A 19468-nucleotide genomic window follows, 5' to 3' on the forward strand; every position below is an offset into this window, starting at 1 on the left:
GTTGGACACTATACGGGGAGTATGACGTGGGCAACAAGTGTTGGTCCACTGTTGTTCGTCGGGAGGTTGTGCCATGCTTCGCGCATGAGCAGCGTAACGAAGGCCGGACTCATCGTCCTGGCCGTGGGTGTGGGATTGACGGTGGTGATCTTCGTGGCGGCTTCCGTCTTCACGCCGCCGGACACCGGCGCCAACATCGGGGCAGGAATCGGCATGCTGGTCTCGATCCCGGTCGCCCTGATCGGCGCGGTGATCGCCGTCGTCGGATTCATCCTCGAGCGGGTCACCACGGCACGGAAGCCAAGCGGCTGAGGGCACCCCGCCTCGTCGCTCGGAGAGCTTCCGGCGGTGCCAGGCACCGCCGTCCGTGGTGTGGTCAATGACGGGTGGACGGCAGGTGAAGTACCATTGAACGGATGGCCTAGCATCACTAGGCTACTTTTTGCCCGAAAACGGGTTGGATGTCTAGGGTGATCGGCGAACGCGCGGGCATCTGGAATGCGAGGTGTGCAGCTATGTCTTCTCCGATTCTCCATGCGACCCGACGGGTCGGTGTCATTACCGGGCGGATCCTGATCTATGCGCTGATCTTTGCCGGACTCTCATTACTCTTCGCCGCTATTGGCATCCGCATCTTCTTCGGCAAGATCTCCGTGGGGCAGATGCTCCTGAATCTCGTCTCCGTGGAAACCGATGGTGGAGGCGGATCGTTGGTGTGGATCGGCATCCTGTTGGTCGTTGTCCTGCCTCTACTCATTACGGTCGGGATCGCGGTATGGCATTACTCTTGGTTGCGCAAACGTTTCCGCAACCCCTCCGAGCGACGTCCGCGGCGCTCGCCGTGGTTCGTCCGGACCGTCTCCACCGTCGCCGTGGCCGGACTGGTCGTGGGCGGGACCACCGCCTTCTCTTCGACCGTCGGCATGGCGGACTACATCAAGTCCGGCAACTCCCAGTACGACATCGACGACTACTACGTCGAACCGACCATCACCAGTGATAAGGACCAGCGCAACCTGGTGGTGATCTACCTCGAATCCGGGGAAGCCACCCTGGCCGACGACCAGCTCTTCGAGAAGAATGCCTTCGAGCCCCTTCAGGACGTCACCCAGGCCAAGGATGGCTGGCAGAGCGTGGAGGACTTCCAGCAGTACGAGGGCGGAGGCTGGACCATGTCCGGCATCACCTCGACGCAGTGCGGCATCCCGCTGAAGGGCATGGACTCCGCGGTCGGCAGCGGTGCCCTCAACAAGCTCGGCAGCGACGTGGAGTCCTATCTGGGGGGAATCACCTGCCTGGGTGACATCCTGGACGACCACGGATATAAGAACGTCTTCCTCGGTGGCGCCAACGGCAAGTTCTCCGCCAAGGACACCTTCCTGGAAGGCCACGGCTACTCCGACGTCAAGGGCCTGACCGACTGGCGGGCCGCCGGTGAACCGGCCAGCCACTTCCGCAGCGACTGGGGCCTGAGCGACAAGAGCCTCATGAGCCACGCCGAGGACGAGATCGACGAACTCCATGCCGAGTCGAAGAAGTCCGGCCAGCCGTTCAACCTCTCCATGCTGACTCTCGACACCCACGAGCCGGCTCATATCTACGACTACTGCGATCAGGACACGGAAAGCGAAGTCACCTCGATGTTCTTCTGCTCCATGACCCAAGTGGCAGGATTCGTGGACTACATGGAGGACAAGGGGTACCTCGATGACACCGCCGTGGTGATCATGGGCGACCACCTCAAGCACATGGGCGGTGGAGATGCCTTCCACGAGGAACTCGACGACCACCCCAACCGCACCATCTTCAACCGGTTCTGGATTCCGGGCGAGGACAAGAAGAGTGAGATGCGCCCCCGCGTGGACCAGCTGAACTTGTACCCCACGCTCCTGGAGGCCGCCGGCCTGAAGGTGAAGAACCACGAAGCCGGGCTGGGCGTCTCGGCGTTCACCAGCGATGTGCCGGAGGATTCGGCGCAGGCCATGGAGCCGGACGACTACGCCGACCTGCTGAAATCACGGTCCGCACGGTTCTTCGCCAAGGCCTGGGCCGGAGCGGACATCCCGCAGCAGTAGCACCCTGGCCCGGGCCGAGGCCGGCCCGGGCGGTGCTGCCTCTACCGCCAGCCCAGGGGCGGGGCCACATGCTCCAGGATCGACTCGATGACATGCGCGTTGTAGTCGACGCCCAACTGGTTGGGGACCGTCATTAGCACGGTGTCCGCCGCGGCGACCGCCTCGTCCCGGCCCAGCTGCTCGATGAGTTCCTCGGGGGACCCGGCATAGGAGCGACCGAAGATGGCCCGGGTCTTCTCATCGATGTTGCCCACCTGGTCCGAGCTGTAGCGGTCGCGGCCGAAGTACTGCCAATCCCGTTCATCCGTCAGCGCGAAGATGCTGCGGCTGACCGATACGCGGGGCTCCCGCTGGTGCCCGGCCTCCCTCCAGGCCTGCCGGTACAGTTCGATCTGCTCCGCCTGTTGGACGTGGAACGGCTTGCCCGATTCATCGTCCTTGAGCGTGGAGCTTTGCAGGTTCATGCCCAGCGTCCCGGCCCAGACGGCAGTGGCATTCGAGCCGGATCCCCACCAGATGCGCTCACGCAGGCCGGGAGAATGCGGTTCCACCCGGAGCAACCCGCCAGGATTGGGGAACATCGGGTGCGGGCTTGGTTCCGCGAAGCCCTCCCCGGTGAGCACCTCAAGCAGGCGCTCGGTATGCCGGCGGCCCATCTCGGCATCGGATTCGCCCTCGGCGGGGGAGAAGCCGAAATGTCGCCAACCGTCGATGACCTGTTCGGGGGACCCCCTGCTGATGCCCAGTTGCAGGCGTCCTTGGGAGATCAGGTCGGCGGCCCCGGCATCCTCGGCCATGTAGAGGGGGTTCTCATAGCGCATGTCGATCACCCCGGTGCCGATCTCGATCCTGCTGGTCCGTGCGCCGATGGCGGCGAGCAGCGGGAACGGGGACGCGTATTGCTGGGCATAGTGGTGGACCCGGAAGTAGGCGCCGTCGGCACCGAGCTCCTCCGCGGCGACCGCGAGATCGATGCCCTGTAGCAGGGCATCGGCGGCGCTGCGCGTGGCGGACTGGGGGTGGTCGGTCCAATGACCGAAGGACAGGAATCCGATGTTCTTCACGGGGGCGTCAACCCGTGAACGGTGCTTCCTATTCCTTCGGGAAGCCGGGTGCGGGGGCTACCCGGGACATTGCGGAGTGAGCGCTCACTCATTACGCTGGAGGGGTGGATGAAAGCAAGGGGCCCAAGCCGGCCCGTGCCCGGCCCATGTCGGCGGAGGAACGGCGGACGATGATCGCCACCTCGGCGATCCCTCTCTACCTCGAACACGGAGCCTCGGTGACCTCCCGCCAGCTGGCCGACCACCTCGGCATCGCCGAGGGGACCATCTTCCGGGTCTTCGGCGACAAGGCGGCACTGGTCCGAGGGGTCGTCGATGCCTTCTTCGACCAGACCCACCAGGGGCTGGGCCCGGAACTGGAGGATCCGGACCTGGACGTGGCCCAGAAGCTGCGGGTGCTGATCCGCACCGCCCGGGCCAGGGCCCAAGGCGTCTTCACGATGATCTCCCTGCTGGATCCCGGGGAAGCCCACGAATACATGAAGCACCGCCGCGAAGGTCATTTCGAACAGAGCGCCGCCGCGGCCTTCGCCACCGACGCCGCGCGCCTGAACATCCCTGCGCAGAAACTCGGCGCCCTGATCCGCCTGCTGGTCATCGCCGCCTCGGCACCACGCATGGGCGGGGGAGTCCCACTCAGCGACGACGAACTGGTGGACTTCGCACTGCACGGAATCATCGGACAAGCCGCGGACGACGACGTCGCGGCCGGCCAGGCCAGGAAGGATTGACCATGCTCTGGAAACTCATGGTTCGCTACATCAAACCCGCCTGGCCGCTGCTGCTCGGGGTGCTGGTGTTCCAACTGGCACAATCCTTCGCCTCGCTGCTGCTGCCGACCATGAACGCCGACATCATCGACCAGGGTGTGGTCACCGGCGACATCGGCTACATCTGGTCCACCGGCGCCCTGATGCTCGCGGTCACCCTGGTCCAGGTCGCCTGCGCCATCGTCGCCGTGTATTTCGGCTCCAAACTCGCGATGGGGATGGGCCGGGATCTGCGCGACGGACTCTTCCATCGGGTCGTGGGCTTCTCCCAACGCGAGGTCGGAAAGTTCGGGGCCCCGTCGTTGATCACCCGCAACACCAATGACGTGCAGCAGGTCCAGCGGATGGTGCAGATGACCTCCACGCTGATGGTCTCCGCCCCCATGCTCGCCATCGGCGGGGTGATCATGGCCGTGCGGCAGGACGTCGGATTGTCCTGGCTGATGGTGGTGAGCATCCCGGTGCTGCTGGCGATCGTGGGCCTGGTCGTCGTGCGCATGGTTCCGGCCTTCCAACTGATGCAGAAGCGCATCGACCGGCTGAACCAGATCATGCGCGAACAACTCACCGGCATCCGGGTCATCCGCGCCTTCGTCCGCGAGAAGGAGGAGCGCGCCCGCTTCGGGACCGCCAGCGAAGGCGTGGCCGAGGTCGGCATCCGCGCCGGTAACCTGATGGCCCTGATGATGCCGGCGATCATGCTGGTCATGAACGTCTCCAGCGTCGCTGTCATCTGGTTCGGTGCCTCCGAGGTCCAGGACGGCAACGCCCAGATCGGCACGCTGTTCGCCTTCCTCCAATACATGATGCAGATCCTCATGGGTGTGATGATGGCCGCGCTCATGTTCGTGATGATCCCGCGCGCCGCCGTCTCCGCCCAGCGCATCGGGGACGTACTGGACACCGACACCTCGGTGCTCGCCCCCGCCGAACCGGTCAGCCCCGGTCGGCGCACCGGGGCTGTCGCCTTCGAACAGGTGGAGTTCACCTACCCGGGCGCCGACCAACCGGTGCTGAAGGACATCTCCTTCACCGTGGGCCCGGGGACGACGACGGCGATCATCGGGTCCACCGGGTCCGGCAAGTCGACCCTCATCGGTCTGGTGCCACGGCTCTTCGACGTCACCGGCGGCACCGTGTCAGTGGACGACGCCGAGGTGGCCAGCCTCGACCCGGATGAGCTGTGGGAGCGCATCGGGCTCATCCCGCAACAGGCGTTCCTGTTCTCCGGGACCATCGCCTCGAACCTGCGCTACGGGAACTCGGAGGCCACCGACGAGGATCTCTGGCAGGCCCTGGAGATCGCCCAGGCCCGCGATTTCGTCGCCGCCAAACCGTTGGGACTGGAGGCGGAGATCGCCCAAGGAGGCACGAACGTCTCCGGCGGGCAACGCCAGCGCCTGGCGATCGCCCGGGCCCTGGTCAAACGCCCCGAGATCTACATCTTCGACGACTCCTTCTCCGCGCTGGACGTGGCCACCGATGCCGCCCTGCGCCGGGCCCTGGACGCCCAACTGCCGGAGGCCACCCGCATCGTCGTCGCCCAACGCGTGAGCACCATCCGCGACGCCGACCAGATCATCGTGCTGGACCACGGCGAGGTCGTCGGAGCCGGGCCGCATGCCCAGCTGCTGGACAGCTGCGGAACCTACCGCGAGATCGTCGAATCCCAGCAGAGCGTGGAGGCGGCATCATGAGCGGGCAGCGGACCTCGAGCGCCTCGTCCCCGGCACCTCGGCGCGGTCCCGGGGGCCGCGGACCCGGGGGTGGGGCGCCCACGGCGAAGGCGTTGAACTTCTTCCCTTCGGCCAAACGGCTGCTGGGCACCCTGCGCCAGGATGCGTCACGGATCATCTGGGTCGTCATCCTCGGGGTGATCAGCGTGGGGCTGACCGTCATCGGCCCCAAGCTGCTGGGCGAGGGCACCAACGTCGTCTTCGCCGGGTTCATTTCCCTGCGTTTCCCGGCCGGCACCAGCAAGGCCGATGTCGTGGACCAGCTCGTCGCCCACGGGCAGACCAACCAGGCTGACATGCTGCGCTCGATGGACTTCGTCCCCGGCGCCGGGATCGACTTCACCCAGCTGGGCATGATCCTCGCACTGGTCCTGGCGGTCTATCTCTTCGGCAGCGCCTTCCGGCTGGTGCAGGCCCGCATCCTCAACGTCGTCGTCCAGCGGGCGGCCCACCGGTTGCGTCTGCAGGTCGAAGCCAAGCTCCACCGGCTGCCGTTGCGCTATTTCGACAAGGTCCAGCGCGGGGAACTGCTCTCGAGGGTCACGAACGACGTCGACAACATCGGCCAATCGCTGCAGCAGACCCTGAGCCAGGTCATCACCTCGTTGCTGACGGTGATCGGGGTGCTGCTGATGATGTTCCTGATTTCACCCACTCTGGCGGCCATCGCCCTGGTGACGATCCCGCTGACCATCCTCATCACCGTGCTGGTGGCCCGCCGCTCGCAGCGGATGTTCGCCGAGCAATGGAAACAGACGGGGATCCTGAACGCCCGGGTCGAGGAAACCTACTCCGGGCACGCGATCGTCAAGGTCTTCGGCCACCAGCAGGAGGTCGAGCAGGCCTTCCGGGAAGAGAACGCGAAGGTCTACCGGGCCAGCTTCGGCGCCCAGTTCGTCTCCGGGATCATCATGCCCAGCATGACCTTCATCGGGAACCTCGTCTATGTCGGAATCGCCGTCGTCGGCGGCCTGCGGGTCGCCTCCGGCCAGCTGTCCATCGGTGACGTGCAGGCCTTCACCCAATATGCCCGGCAGTTCACCCAACCGCTGAGCCAACTCGGCTCGATGGCGAACCTGCTCCAATCGGGGGTGGCCAGCGCCGAGCGGGTGTTCGAGCTGCTCGACGCGGAGGAGCGGAGCCGAGAAGCCGATCCCGCCGAGACGGTGCCCGAGCACGCCAGCCACCTGGAGTTCAAGGACGTGTCCTTCCGCTATGACGCCGACACCCCGCTCATCGAGGGGCTGAACCTCACCGCCAGCCCAGGCAGCACGGTGGCGATCGTCGGACCCACCGGTGCGGGCAAGACCACCCTGGTCAACCTCATCATGCGGTTCTACGACATCGACTCCGGGGCGATCAGCCTGGGCTGCGCCGAGGACGGATCCGACGCCGTGGAGACCCGGTCGATGACCCGGCAGGACCTACGGGCCAGGACCGGGATGGTGCTGCAGGATACCTGGCTGTTCGCCGGGACCATCCGCGAGAATATCCTCTATGGCCGACCCGACGCCACCGAGGAGGAACTGGCCCAGGCGGCTTCGGCGGCCTATGTGGACCGCTTCGTCCACGCGCTGCCGGAGGGCTACGAGACAATGCTCGAAGACGAGGCCACCAACCTCAGTGTGGGCGAACGCCAGCTGGTGACCATCGCCCGGGCGTTCCTGGCCGACCCGCGGTTGCTCATCCTCGACGAGGCGACCTCCTCGGTCGATACCCGCACCGAGCTGCTCATCCAACGGGCCATGCTCAAGCTGCGGGAGGACCGGACGGCGTTCGTGATCGCCCACCGGCTCTCCACCATTCGCGATGCGGACCTGATCCTGGTCATGAAGGACGGGGCCATCGTCGAACAGGGCAACCACCACGAACTGCTGGCCGCCCGCGGCGCCTACTGGCGGCTGACCAACGCTGAATTCGACGCCCCCATGGACGATGAGACGCTGGAGGACCCCGCAGACACCACCCCGCCGGCCGCCCCCTAGGCCGGGGAAGAACCCAGGCACCATGTTTGACGAAGATCCGGGGACGGCAGGTTCCCGGCTGGAAGGACCACCCATGAAACTCTCCATCCTTGAAGGCGTTGGCCTGTACAACGGCGAATCGGCCGAACAGGCCCTACAGCATGCGACCGAGGCCGCCCAGCAGGCCGACCGGCTCGGATTCACCCGGCTGTGGTTCACCGAGCACCACAGCAGCAAACACCAGATGAGCACCTCCCCCGATCTGCTCATCGCCCATGCCGCCGCGCTGACGAAGAACATCCGGGTCGGCTCCGGAGGGGTGATGCTGCCCAACCACAGTCCGCTGCGCGTGGTGGAGAACTTCTCGATCCTCGAGGCGTTGCATCCCGGCCGCATCGACCTGGGGATGGGGCGGGCCTCGGGGACCAGCGCGATCACCAATGCCGCCCTGCGGAACAACCAGGAGCCGTTGACCGGCCAGGGGCTGATGAACCTGCTGCTCGAGGTGCTCGCGTTCTTCGACCGGGACTTCCCCGAGGACCACCCGTACCGGGACATCACCCCGTCCCCGGAGGCCTCCCTGCGCCCCGAGCTGTTCATGCTCGGTTCCAGCGACGGGGGCATGCGGATCGCCTCGCAACTGGGCATGGGCTTCGCCTTCGCCGGACAGATCAACCCGGCAATGGCGATCCCCGTACTGCGCGCCTACCGGGAGGCCTTCCAGCCCTCGGCGTATCGTGAGGCGCCGTATTCGATGCTGTCGACCATCGTCGTCTGTGCCGAGACCGCGGAGGAGGCCCGGTATCTGGCCGGACCGGCCGAACTGCAGTGGGCCCGGTGGGGGACCGGACAGATCCACCACGCCCCGCCGACGGTGGAAGAGGCCGCGAACCACCGCTACACCGCCGGCGAGGAACAGGCCCGGGCCGGATCGGAAGGACGCTTCATCGTCGGGAACCCGCAACAGGTGAGGGACCAGCTGATGCAGTTGGCCGAGGCCGGGCAGATCGACGAACTCATGGCGATGAACATGATGACCGATCACCAGGCGCAAATGAAGTCCCACGCCCTGCTCGCCGAGGTCTTCGAACTGACACCCCGGCCGTAGGCACGGTGGGCCGGGAGCCGGTGGATCCGCGGCCGGTTCAGGCCCGGGCCAACGCCCCCCGGTCCAGCACGTGGATCCGCCCGCCGGAGGACTGGTCGATCCAGCCGGCCTCGGTGAAGGCCGCCAAGCGCCGGCTGAGCGTCTCCGGGGTGGTGCCCAACAGCGAGGCCAGATCGCGTTTGGACATCGGCAGAGTCAGCGCCCCGGTGGCCGGGTCGGCGCTCTCCAACAGATATCCGGCGATCCGCGATCCGGCGTCCTCGCCGGTATAGGAACTGAGCGTCCGTTCGGTCTGCTCGAGCCGTTCGGTGACGGTCTCGAGCATCTTCAACGCGATCGTCGGATAGCTGACCAGGAACCCGCGGATGTCCTCGTGGTGCAGGGAGCAGATTTCCGCGTCCTCCAGCGCCAAGGCATAGTGGTCCGACTGACCGGCGTGGAGGAAGGCCGTCTCACCGATGAAGCTTCCCGGATCCAGGACCCGCAGGATCTGTTCATGGCCCGACTCGTTGCCGCGGTAGGTCTTGACCTTCCCGCGGTGGACGATCATCAAGGAGCGATCCTCATCCCCGGGGGAGTAGAGCAGTTCACCCCTTCGGAAACTGCGTTGGCGCGCGCGGGAAGCGATCTCATGCTGTTCGTCGGGATCCAGGTGCGCGAAGATCGGGACCAGCGCCACACACTGGTCCCGGTGGTCGTGACCTGCCGGGGTGGTGCTCATCAGCGGGTCACCGATTCCTGGGGGCTCATCGTGGGCCGCCTCCTTCGACGTCGTCTGCGACGGCGGGAACAGCTGCCGTCGCGGTGCATCCCAGTCTAGGTCTCCGACGCCGGACACGGCGGACAGCTACCAGAGCTTGGTGGAGAGCACCGGATAGCCCAACCCGGTGATCAGATCGGCGATCTTCTCGACATTGGTCTTCATGCTGTCGAACTCGACGTTGACCTTCCGCTCCTCGAACTCCACGGTGGCCGAGGTGATCCCGGCCTGCCGGGGCAGGGCGGTTTCCAGGTCCTGGACGCACGTGGGGGAGGTGAAGGGTGGGGTACGGAATGATGCGGTGTGCATGGTGGCTGCCTCCTGAACGATGGTTCCCTACGTGGGTGATTCCATTCCACCGCAACCTGGCCCGGACCGCCTTGATGTGGGTCAAGGCGGTCCGGGCGGATCGATCGGCGCCATCGCCACCCGGCCGTCACCGGTCGGATCGGGTGCCGGCGACTCTCTCCGGGGCCAGTTCCACGCGACGGAGCAACTGGGCGTTCAGCGCCACGATGATCGTGGACAACGACATCAGGACCGCCCCGACCGCGGGGGAGAGGACGAACCCGATGGGTGCCAGGACACCGGCGGCCAGCGGGACCGCGATGATGTTGTAGCCTCCGGCCCACCACAGGTTCTGCAGCATCTTGGCGTAGCTGGCCCGGGAGAGCACCAGCAGGGACACCACCGAGCGCGGGTCGTTACCCGCCAGGACCACGCCGGCGGATTCCACGGCGATGTCGGTCCCGGCGCCAATCGCGATGCCCACCTCGGCGCGGGCCAGGGCCGGGGCGTCGTTGACGCCGTCACCGACCATGGCCACGCTGAGGCCCCGCTGCTGAAGTTCGGTGACCTTCGCGTCCTTATCGCGTGGCAGGACCTCGGCGAACACCTCGTCGATACCCAGATCCCGGGCCACGGCATCGGCCACCTGCTGGGCGTCGCCGGTGATCAGCGCGACCTTCACCCCATGTGAGCGCAAGGCGTCGACCGCTTCGCGTGACTCCTGCCGAACCCGGTCCTCCAGCGCGATGGCGCCCAAGACCACCCGGTCCCGGACCACATGCAGGATGGAGGCTCCCCGGTCGATCCATCCGGCGACGTCTTCACGTAGCTCGGGGGTGGGTTCCAGCCCCAACTCGCGCAGCATGTTGGGCCCGCCGACCATCACCTCGACGCCGTCGACCTCGGCCTTCACCCCGCGACCGGCAGCGGCCTGGAAGTTCGTCGCCGTCAGCGAAGAGCCGGATCCGGGGCCAGCTGCCTCGGCGGCCGTGGTGATGGCCCGGGCCACGGGGTGCTCGGATTCGGATTCGGCCGCGGCAGCCCACCGCAGCAGTTCGTCCTCGGAAATGCCGCCGGTGGTGGCGGTGCCGGTGACGGCGTGGGCGCCCTCGGTGAGGGTGCCGGTCTTATCGAAGAGCACGACGTCGACGGTGCGCATCTTCTCCAACGCCAGCCGGTTCTTGATCAGGACCCCGGCCGTCGCTGCCCGCTCGGTGGAAATGGCGATGACCAAGGGGATCGCCAAACCCAGGGCGTGCGGGCAGGCAATGACCAGGACGGTGACGGTGCGGGTGACCGCATCGGAGGGCTGGCCGATCGCCACCCAGACGATCGCGGTGATGATCGCGGCCCCCAGTGCGAACCAGAACAGCAAGGCAGCGGCACGGTCGGCCAGGGCCTGGGCGCGGGAGGTGGACTCCTGGGCCTCGGAGACCATCCGTTGGATCCCCGAGAGGGTCGTATCCTCGCCGGTGGCCTCGATGCGCAGGCGCACGGAATTATCGGTGGCGACCGTCCCGGCAACGACTGTCTCACCCGATCCGCGGGCCACTGTGCTGGATTCGCCGGTGATCATCGACTCGTCGAAACCGGCACTGCCGTCGGTGATGACGCCGTCGGCCGGCACCCGGCCCCCGGAGCGCACCAGGACGATGTCCCCTACCGCCAGTTCCGAGATGGACACCGTGACGGGGTCTCCACCGTCCTCGGGAATCCGCTCCGCCTCGTCGGGGAGCAGCTCGGCGAGGGCATCCAGGGCGGAGGAGGCCGAACCGAGGGCTCGCATCTCCATCCAGTGGCCCAGGAGCATCACGACCACCAGCAGGGCCAGTTCCCACCAGAAGTCCAGGCTGAAGCCGCCGAGGCCCAGGAAGGTGATCCAGGAGGCAAGGAAGGCCACCGTGATGGCCATGGCGATCAGCAGCATCATGCCCGGCTGGCGGGATCGGATTTCCTGGAGGCCGCCCTTCAGGAACGGGGCGCCGCCGTAGAAGTAGATGAACGTCCCCAGGACCGGGGCGATCCACCCTGAGAGCGGAAACTCGGGAACCTGGTAGCCCAGCAGGGACGCGACCAGCGGGCTGAGCCAGACCACCGGAATGGACAGGACCAGAGTGACCCAGAAGGGAGTCCGGAACATGCCCACCCCATGCCCGGCATGGCCCTCGTGCCCACCATGCCCGCCGTGACCGTCATGGTGGTCGTGGTGGGCGTCATCCCCTGGCGGGTGCGTATGCTCCTGCGCCATCGTCTGCCCGGACCGGGGTGGGTCTCCGTGCCCTGGATGGTCCAGGTGTTCGTCGCGCGGTTCGGTCATGGTTCAACAACCACCTTTCCTGCCAGGTGGCCGGTCTCGACGGCGGCCATGGCCTCCTGTGCATCGGTCAGGGGGAAGCGTGCGCGAACGTGTGGGTCGACGAGCCCGTATTTGATGACGTCGGTGATCTTCTCCAGTGCCTCGGTGGTCCGCACCACGGCGGCGCCACCGAGCTCCTGGACCGTGGCCTCTTCGACGGTGGAGATGACGTTCTGCGGGCTCTTCGCCAACGGCGCCATGTCCCGCAGCGGCCGGCCGCCCACCAGATCCACGATCAGGTCCACACCTTCCGGGGCCACCCGGCGCACCCGATCGGCGGCTCCGTCGCCTGATTCGATGAACGTGGCGCCGGTGGACTCCACCAGCTTCTGGTCAGCAATACCGGCCACACCGATCACGGTGAATTCGTGGACCTTGCCGATCTGGGCGGCCATCAGCCCGATGCCCCCGGCGGCTCCCAAGAGCAGCAGGCTCTGCCCGGGTTCCAGTTCGACCTGGTGGGTGACATCGTAGGCCGTGGCGCCGGCCACCGGGATGGTGGCCGCGTCGGCGAAGGAGATCTCCTCGGGTTTCCCCACGGTCTTCGAAGCCGTCAGCACCGTGTGCTGGGCGAAACCACCATGGCCCTCAGCCACCAGGCCGAGCACTTCGTCTCCGACGGTGAAATCCTCCACCCCGTCCCCGACGGCGGTGACCACACCGGAGGCCTCAAGCCCCAGCGGTGCCGGGAGCTGCCCGTTCTCGCCCAGCAGACCTTCGCGAAGCTTCCAGTCGGCAGGGTTCACTCCAGCTGCTTGCACCTCGATCGCCACCTCGCCGGGACCCGGAGCCGGGCTCTGGCGGTCGATGAGTTCCTGGGTTTCGGGTCCGCCGTAGTCGTTGAAAACCAGTGCCGTGGACATCTGAATTCCTCCTGCCGTGCTCATGAAAATTAGTTGATTCTGTTCAGGCGCCGGCCCCGCGGGTACCCCCGCGGTCGGCGCTTCCTTGAGGTGTTGCTGCGGCGCCTAGGCGTCGACTGCCTCGGACGCCTCGCGCTTGGCCGGGGTGCGCAGGGCCTTCGACATCGACGTCGCCCCCTGGGCGTTGCGCATTAAGCGCATCGCGTTGAGGATGACCACCAGCACGGAGCCCTCGTGGACGAGCATGCCCAGTGACATGGTCACCCCACCGGCGAAGACGCCAGCCACCAGCAGCACCACGGTGATCAGCGAGATCGCGATGTTCTGCTTCATCACGTTCACCGTCCGCTTGGCCAGACTAATGGATTCGGGCAGCTTGAGCAGATTGTCACCCATCAGGGCGATATCCGCCGTCTCCACGGCCACCGCCGAACCGGCGGCTCCCATGGCCACACCGATATCGGCGATCGCCAAGGCCGGGGCGTCATTCACCCCGTCACCGACCATGGCCACCGTATGCCCCTCGCGCTGCAGCTTCGCCACCGCGTCGAGCTTGTCCTCGGGCAGCATGGACGCATGGATCTCGTCGATGCCGGTGGCCTGGCCGATGGACTCGGCCACCAACCGCGTGTCGCCGGTGAGCATGACGACCTTCTTCACGCCGGCAGCGTGCAACCGGGCCACCATCTCGGCGGAGTCCTCGCGGATCTGGTCGGCGACGGCGACGACGCCGTTCACCCGGCCATCGACCGCGACGATCATCGGGGTCTTGCCCGCCGCGGCGAGTTGCTCGGCCGCATCGGAGGATCCGGCGTCGTTGGTGATGCCGTATTGCTCCAGCAACGCCGGGTTGCCGATCAGTACCCGCTGGCCGTCCACGTCGGACACGATGCCCTTGCCGGGAACCGGAGTCACCGCCCCGGGGATGCCCTCGGGGCCCACGCCTTCGTCGCGGGCGGAGTCCATGATGGTGCGGGCGAGTGGGTGCTCGGAACCGGCCTCGGCGGCAGCGGCCCACCGCAGCACCTCGGTGCGATCCAGTGCCGGATCCAGGACGACGACATCGGTCAGTTGTGGCCGACCCTCGGTGAGGGTACCGGTCTTGTCCACGGCAACCGCCGAGATCTTCGCGGAGGTCTCCAGATATTCGCCACCCTTGATGAGGATGCCGTTGCGGGCGGCGCGGCCGATGCCGGCGACGATCGCGACGGGGATGGAGATGACCAGGGCGCCGGGGCAGCCGATGACCAAAAGGGTCAGGGCCAACACCACGTCGCCGCTGATGAGGCCTGCGACCAGGGCCAGGACCATGACGCCGGGGGTGTACCAGGAGGAGAAGCGGTTCATGAAGGCCTGGGTCTTGGCCTTGGCGTCCTGGGCCTCCTCCACGCGGTGGATGATGCGGGCCAGGGTGGTGTCCGCGCCGATGCCCGTGGCCAGAACCTGCAGGAATCCGCCGCGGGAGACGGTTCCGGCGAAGACATGATCCGATGTGGTCTTCTCCACCGGGAGCGATTCCCCGGTGATGGAGGCTTCGTCGATGGCACCGGTACCCGAGACGACCTGGCCGTCCACGGGGATCTTCGCGCCGTTCTTCACCAGCACGATCTCGCCCATCCGGACCTGGTGGGCGGGAACCTCCCGCTGTTCACCATCGCGCAACACGATGGCGACGTCGGGGGCGACGGCGACCAGTTCGGCCAGTGCCGAACGGGTCTTGTTCATGGTGGCCGCCTCGAGGGCATGGCCGATGGCGAACAGGAAGGTGACGGCTGCGGCTTCCCAGAAGTTGCCGATGATGACGGCGCCGATCGCGGCGATCGAGACGAGCAGGTCGATGCCGATGAGCTTGGCGGTCAGCGCCCGGACGCCCTTGATGACGATGTTGTAGCCGGCGACGACGGCGGCGGCGAGCATGAAGGTGTCCGCCAAGGTGAATACCTCGGCGGTGCTGGTGGCGTGTTCACCGGCGTCGATCCACCATTGCGGACTGACCGCACGATTCCACATTCCGGCGCCGAGGTACTGCAGGGCGAAGGACATGAGGATGAGGATGCCGGAGGCGACCGGGATGGACCAGCTACCGTGAAGCCATTTCTGGAACCTGTTCACCGTGGCACAACCTTTCTGCTCGAGGGGGAGTCTGGCTAGAAGGCCGAGGGGGCGGCCTGGTAGCCGGCCTTGGCGATCACGGCGACGATGTCGTCGACGCTGGTCTTGCTCTCATCGTGGTCAACCTCGATGCGGGCTGAGGCGAAGTGGACCTTCACGTTCTCCACGCCGGTGAGCTTGCCGACCTGCTTTTCGATCTTGCTGACGCAGGAGGGGCAGGAGAAGCCCTCTGCGCGGAGGAGGGTGTGGGTGGTGGTTCCGGCGGTGGTCATTTTGGTGACTCCCTTCGTCTGTGATGCGCTGGCGATCTGCCAGTGCCCGGCGCCGGTGGGGGCGCCGAAGTCTGTGTTGATGCTTTGAGACTATCCAGCGACGGTTCGCGGTTCCTTGACGTGGGTCAATTCCGCTAAGTGGGCTTGTGAACGGGCACTTACCGTCCGCAGTCCGCAGACGTCGAGGCTGTCAACGCTGTCCAAATGGTTGGTGCTCTTGAAGAGGCCACCCCGACAGACGTGCCGGTGACGGCTGTGTTCATCAAGGCAGTACGCCAGCGATCAGAAGCGAATAGAACACCCCGGCTTGATTTAGTCGGACCGCTGTTGTGAACGTTGGGCGTTCAACTGCTGTGTCGGCAGGAGAGGCTTACCCCAACGTTCCTTATACTGCCCAAAACCGACGATGTCGGCTCCGTACTCCTTCAATACGGTTCCGATTCGACTGGTCTGGACGGGAACTTTCTGGGAGTGGCGGTCCTGCAAAATGCTGCCGATGACAGAATGCAGCTCCTGTGATCCAGCAGCGATTCTTGTTGGGGTGCGACCGTTGGCGGCGCATGTTCGCCCTCCTTCGAAATGGAAGTCTGGATGCGAGTAGAAAACCGAGGTCTCGATCCATGGACTGTCTTCTAGCTTCGACATGAAGAAATCGCGAAGCCGCATGGCCTGTTTTCGAACTTGGCGGCACGGGGCGTCAGGCTGTGGATGAGTCCGCACGGTCAGGAGAGTTCTCGCGCTGCTGTCTGGCACGATTTGCACGGCGAAGTGATCTTGGAGGTCGGATTCATCAACCAGATGCTGGAAGTGGGGGCTCACCGCGCTGGGGTGCTTATCGGCAAAAACGAGGCCTTTCCAGCGCTTGTTCTCGATGATCAGGACGAATGAGTCGGTGACAAGAACATGGTCGATTTGTGCCGCAAAGTGTTCGGTCTTGCTAGTCGCCGACGGGTCAAAGACCACGTTGGTTGCAAGGAATCCGCTGACGGACAGGGACCGGCAAATACTGACGATGGCATTTCGGGATGCCAGGTCCCATTTCATGCCTTTTCGGAAGAACTCTCGCGCGTCATCCAGCTGTCGCTTCAGAAGTTCGTTGCTGGATTCGCTCTCGGTGATCTTGGCGTTGTGAAGCTCATTCAGCCGCATCACATCGTTCTCGTGGCTTGAGGCAAGTGACCGTTCTAGCCGATCGCGCTCAGCCGCAGACTGCTTCCGCGTTGTCTGAAGGGACTGACCCAGACGATCCCGCTCGTTCGCATGGACGAGATGATCCTGGGTCCGTTGCGCCATGGCACTCGCCAAGTCCCGTTTATGCCGCCGAGCAGTTAAAATGAATAGGCCGACTAAGACAATGACGGCTAGGACGAGGAACCAGATCAACGTTGACAGCATGGGAACAGTACAACACGAGGACACCCACGGTTTGGCCGCTACTCCGTTCGCAGCGCGAGCCGCAGATACGGATTTAGAAGCGTCCCCCTTGAACCAGTTTCGTAACTGACCCCCGTGAGCCGTTCGAACTCCGGGGAGAGTCGGATCAACACGAAGTGGGGATCCTCAGAGGCCAAAATCACTCCGGGCATAGCGGTGTTCGGGACGCCCGGTGTTCCCATACTGCAAATGGATCTCGGCTGTTCCGTCTTCCACCAGCGCGGAGAGGTACCGCTGGGCGGTGGCCCGGGAAACGCCGACTTGTTGGGCCACGGCGATGGTGGAACATTGCCGGCCGGGTTCCAACGCCTCCAGCACGGCAGCCTCCGTTGCACTCCGTGCGTGGCTGGGCCCTGCTCCCATGGTGGGGCTCAAGGAACGGATGGCGCGTTCAATCGTGTCCTGATCAACACCCTGATTTCCTGTCAGGAGGCGCCGATAGCGCGCGTAGCCGCGGAGCCGTTGACTCAACTGCTCGGCGGCAAAGGGCTTGATCAAATACCCGATGGCACCGCGACGTATCGCCTGCCGCACGGAGGATGCCTCCGCTGCGGCGCTGAGGATGAAGACATCGGTGTCCAGCGTCTGTAGGAGGTCCAGGCCCAGAGCATCCGGAAGGTAGACGTCCAGCAACACGAGATCGGGATGTTGGGCGGCTACAGCCAGCCGTGCCTGATCCGCGGTTCCGACGGGGTCCAAAGCGGTGAACCCGGGAACCGTATTCACGTAGGTGGCGTGGAGCTTGGCCACATGGAAGTCATCATCGACGATGAGTACGCGCAGATCCTTGCTCATGCCATCCTTCCAACGGTGGGGTCTTCTTATGCTCCACGGTACCGGGAAGCCGAGCACAGAACACGGCTCCCGGGCCGCCCGGGCTACCCTCCTCGGCAAGCCAGACTTCTCCGCCGCGGTCGCGGGCGATCTGCCGGCATAAGGGGAGCCCGACCCCCTGCCCATGCGTCGCCAGGGGAGTGGACGCCGCCGTCGTGAAGTCCCCCTCGAAAATACGTTCTGCCTCTGCCGTGCCGTCGCCGGAGTCCGCCACCACCAAATGGAGTGTCCCGCCGTCGTCCGTCAGCTCGTCAAGGACCTCCACTTCGACCCAGCGTTCCGCGTTGCTGCCGTGCACGGCAGCATGGATGGCATTGTCGATGAGGTTGCCAATGACCGTCGTGACGTCATGGGCCGCCGTCACCCGGCCGCGCACGTTCGTCTCCGGTCCGATGCGCAGGTGAATGCCACGTTCGGCGGCTTCAACGCTTTTCGCGCCGATGAAGGCCCGCAGATATTGGTCCGTGAGCAGTTCCGCCTGTTCCATGGGGAATTTCAGCGGTCCGGTCGCGAGAATCCCGCCGACATACTCTTCCGCCTGCCGGTGTTCGCCAATGCCCAGCAGTCCGGAGACCGTGTGGAGTCGATTGGCGAATTCGTGCCGTTGTGCGCGCAGCGCCGTTGTCATGGCACTGACCGCCTGCAGCTGACGCGTGAGGGACTGCAGCTGAGTTCGGTCACGCAACATGATGACCGTCCCGAGGTCCTGGCCATGCCCCTGGCGCCGAACGGCCCGTGCGCTGAGGATCAACACCCGCGAATCGATCATTTGTTCAACTGAGGGGGACGTGGGGGCGGCTTCCTGCACCAGCCGCGAGAGAGAGCCCGGCAACCCTGCTTCGTCCAGCAGGCTGCCGACGGGATCCTCGTCGGCACCGAGCCCGAGAAGACTATGGGCCTCCGCGTTGAGTACGGTGATCCGGCCCTCCGCGGAAACACCAATGACCCCTTCGTCCACTCCCCGAAGGACCGCTTCCTGGTCCTGGACGAGGGCCGTGATTTCCTCGGGTTCCAACCCCAGCGTGAGTCGCCGCAACCGCCGTCCCAGTAGCCAGGATCCGAGGACGCCGATTCCCAGGGCGCTGATGGCCGTGAGCGCCACCGGGAGAATATCGCTGCGGAGGTTGGCCAGGATGTCGTCCATGGCGAACCCCACGCTGACTTCACCCACCACCGTGGTCTGCGAATCCGGGGCATAGATGGGGACCTTCGCGCGGGCTGATAAACCCAGGGTTCCGCGCTCTTGATTGGTGACTTCGTATCCGCTGAGCGCCTCCGTCGGATCGGTGCTGACCTTCTGTCCCAGTTGTTCGGGGTTGGGGTGGGTGAGCCGGATGCCTTCATCATCGGTGATCACCACGAACAGGGCACCGGTGCGGGCGCGGAGATCCTTCGCCAGCGGGACCAGGGGCCCGTTGGACAGCCTGCTATGTGGCACCTGGGCAATGTTGGCGGCAGTGAGCTCGGCGACTTCGGCGCGGACGTCGCTGAAGGCCGCAACGGTCCGGGCGACCGAGAGGGCCCGGTGCTCAGCTTCTTGGCCCAAATGCTGATAGGTCAGCCACCCATGCACCGAGGCGGTGACCACGACGACGAGGAAAACGACGGTGAGCTGCAGGAACAGGGTCTGGGCAGCAAAGTTCCGTCCCGGAAGGTGGACCCGCCAGGGTTTCCGCCGTGGCCGCGCAGGCTCATCCCGTGGGGGCGCGGCAGGGCGGCGGGTCTGGTCCACGGGTTCCGTGCGCGGGCTCATCGCACTCCCTCCTTGGGCTTGGATGGCGTGAACAGAATGAGCAGAAGCCATTCAACGAGCAGTATGCGCCGTATGTCGA

16 protein-coding genes are annotated in these 19468 nt (G+C 65.6%); 6 read left to right on the forward strand and 10 right to left on the reverse strand.

What is annotated here, in order from left to right:
* The first annotated feature begins 84 nt into the window (after positions 1–84).
* Entirely contained in the window at positions 85–312 is a 228-nt protein-coding gene (locus ACT3S2_RS07915) for a hypothetical protein (protein WP_444554083.1), read from the forward strand.
* 203 nt (positions 313–515) lie between these two features.
* A complete protein-coding gene (locus tag ACT3S2_RS07920) occupies positions 516–2075 on the forward strand; it encodes a sulfatase-like hydrolase/transferase (protein ID WP_444561507.1) in 1560 nt (519 codons plus the stop codon).
* Positions 2076–2116: 41 nt separating this feature from the next.
* Here the strand turns inward: ACT3S2_RS07920 and ACT3S2_RS07925 are convergent, their stop codons facing one another.
* Entirely contained in the window at positions 2117–3139 is a 1023-nt protein-coding gene (locus tag ACT3S2_RS07925; RefSeq protein ID WP_443383174.1) for an LLM class flavin-dependent oxidoreductase, read from the reverse strand.
* Between the two features lie 104 nt (positions 3140–3243).
* Here ACT3S2_RS07925 and ACT3S2_RS07930 point away from each other — a divergent pair, with 104 nt between their 5' ends.
* The 4 genes from ACT3S2_RS07930 (at position 3244) to ACT3S2_RS07945 (ending at position 8717) form a co-directional block, all read left to right on the forward strand.
* Positions 3244–3870 (forward strand): TetR/AcrR family transcriptional regulator, encoded by a 627-nt coding sequence (locus ACT3S2_RS07930; RefSeq protein WP_444554081.1) that lies wholly within the window; start codon positions 3244–3246, stop codon positions 3868–3870.
* Positions 3871–3872: 2 nt separating this feature from the next.
* Positions 3873–5606: an ABC transporter ATP-binding protein gene (locus ACT3S2_RS07935; RefSeq protein ID WP_444554080.1), complete on the forward strand. Its 1734-nt coding sequence runs from the start codon at positions 3873–3875 to the stop codon at positions 5604–5606.
* Positions 5603–7630 carry an ABC transporter ATP-binding protein gene (locus ACT3S2_RS07940; RefSeq protein ID WP_444554079.1) on the forward strand — a complete coding sequence of 676 codons (2028 nt, stop codon included), beginning with the start codon at positions 5603–5605 and terminating at the stop codon, positions 7628–7630. Before ACT3S2_RS07935 ends, ACT3S2_RS07940 begins: the two co-directional genes overlap by 4 nt.
* Positions 7631–7703: 73 nt before the next feature.
* Complete coding sequence (locus ACT3S2_RS07945; protein ID WP_443411456.1) at positions 7704–8717, forward strand: LLM class flavin-dependent oxidoreductase; 1014 nt, start codon at positions 7704–7706, stop codon at positions 8715–8717.
* A 37-nt stretch (positions 8718–8754) separates the two neighbouring features.
* Here ACT3S2_RS07945 and ACT3S2_RS07950 read toward each other — a convergent pair whose 3' ends face one another.
* From ACT3S2_RS07950 to ACT3S2_RS07990, 9 genes are all read right to left on the reverse strand, one after another.
* Positions 8755–9438: a Crp/Fnr family transcriptional regulator gene (locus ACT3S2_RS07950; RefSeq protein ID WP_443383188.1), complete on the reverse strand. Its 684-nt coding sequence runs from the start codon at positions 9436–9438 to the stop codon at positions 8755–8757.
* Between the two features lie 126 nt (positions 9439–9564).
* On the reverse strand, positions 9565–9786 hold the full coding sequence (locus tag ACT3S2_RS07955) for a heavy-metal-associated domain-containing protein (protein ID WP_443383191.1): 222 nt from the start codon (positions 9784–9786) through the stop codon (positions 9565–9567).
* A gap of 127 nt (positions 9787–9913) precedes the next feature.
* On the reverse strand, positions 9914–12082 hold the full coding sequence (locus ACT3S2_RS07960) for a heavy metal translocating P-type ATPase (protein WP_443411455.1): 2169 nt from the start codon (positions 12080–12082) through the stop codon (positions 9914–9916).
* Positions 12079–12984, reverse strand: coding sequence for an NADP-dependent oxidoreductase (locus tag ACT3S2_RS07965; protein WP_444554136.1), 906 nt, complete (start codon positions 12982–12984; stop codon positions 12079–12081). The genes ACT3S2_RS07960 and ACT3S2_RS07965 overlap by 4 nt, the downstream gene beginning before the upstream one ends.
* A gap of 105 nt (positions 12985–13089) precedes the next feature.
* A complete protein-coding gene (locus ACT3S2_RS07970; RefSeq protein ID WP_444554078.1) occupies positions 13090–15096 on the reverse strand; it encodes a heavy metal translocating P-type ATPase in 2007 nt (668 codons plus the stop codon).
* 35 nt (positions 15097–15131) lie between these two features.
* A complete protein-coding gene (locus ACT3S2_RS07975; protein WP_086996142.1) occupies positions 15132–15368 on the reverse strand; it encodes a heavy-metal-associated domain-containing protein in 237 nt (78 codons plus the stop codon).
* A gap of 312 nt (positions 15369–15680) precedes the next feature.
* Complete coding sequence (locus ACT3S2_RS07980) at positions 15681–16661, reverse strand: nuclease-related domain-containing protein (protein WP_444554077.1); 981 nt, start codon at positions 16659–16661, stop codon at positions 15681–15683.
* A gap of 267 nt (positions 16662–16928) precedes the next feature.
* Entirely contained in the window at positions 16929–17597 is a 669-nt protein-coding gene (locus tag ACT3S2_RS07985; RefSeq protein ID WP_443346573.1) for a response regulator, read from the reverse strand.
* The gene (locus ACT3S2_RS07990) at positions 17563–19389 is read right to left on the reverse strand and encodes an ATP-binding protein (protein WP_444554076.1); all 1827 of its coding nucleotides are present in this window, start codon (positions 19387–19389) and stop codon (positions 17563–17565) included. The genes ACT3S2_RS07985 and ACT3S2_RS07990 overlap by 35 nt, the downstream gene beginning before the upstream one ends.
* Positions 19390–19468: the final 79 nt, after the last annotated feature.

Source organism: Arthrobacter sp. AOP36-A1-22, from assembly GCF_052377615.1.
GTDB lineage: Bacteria > Actinomycetota > Actinomycetes > Actinomycetales > Micrococcaceae > Arthrobacter_H.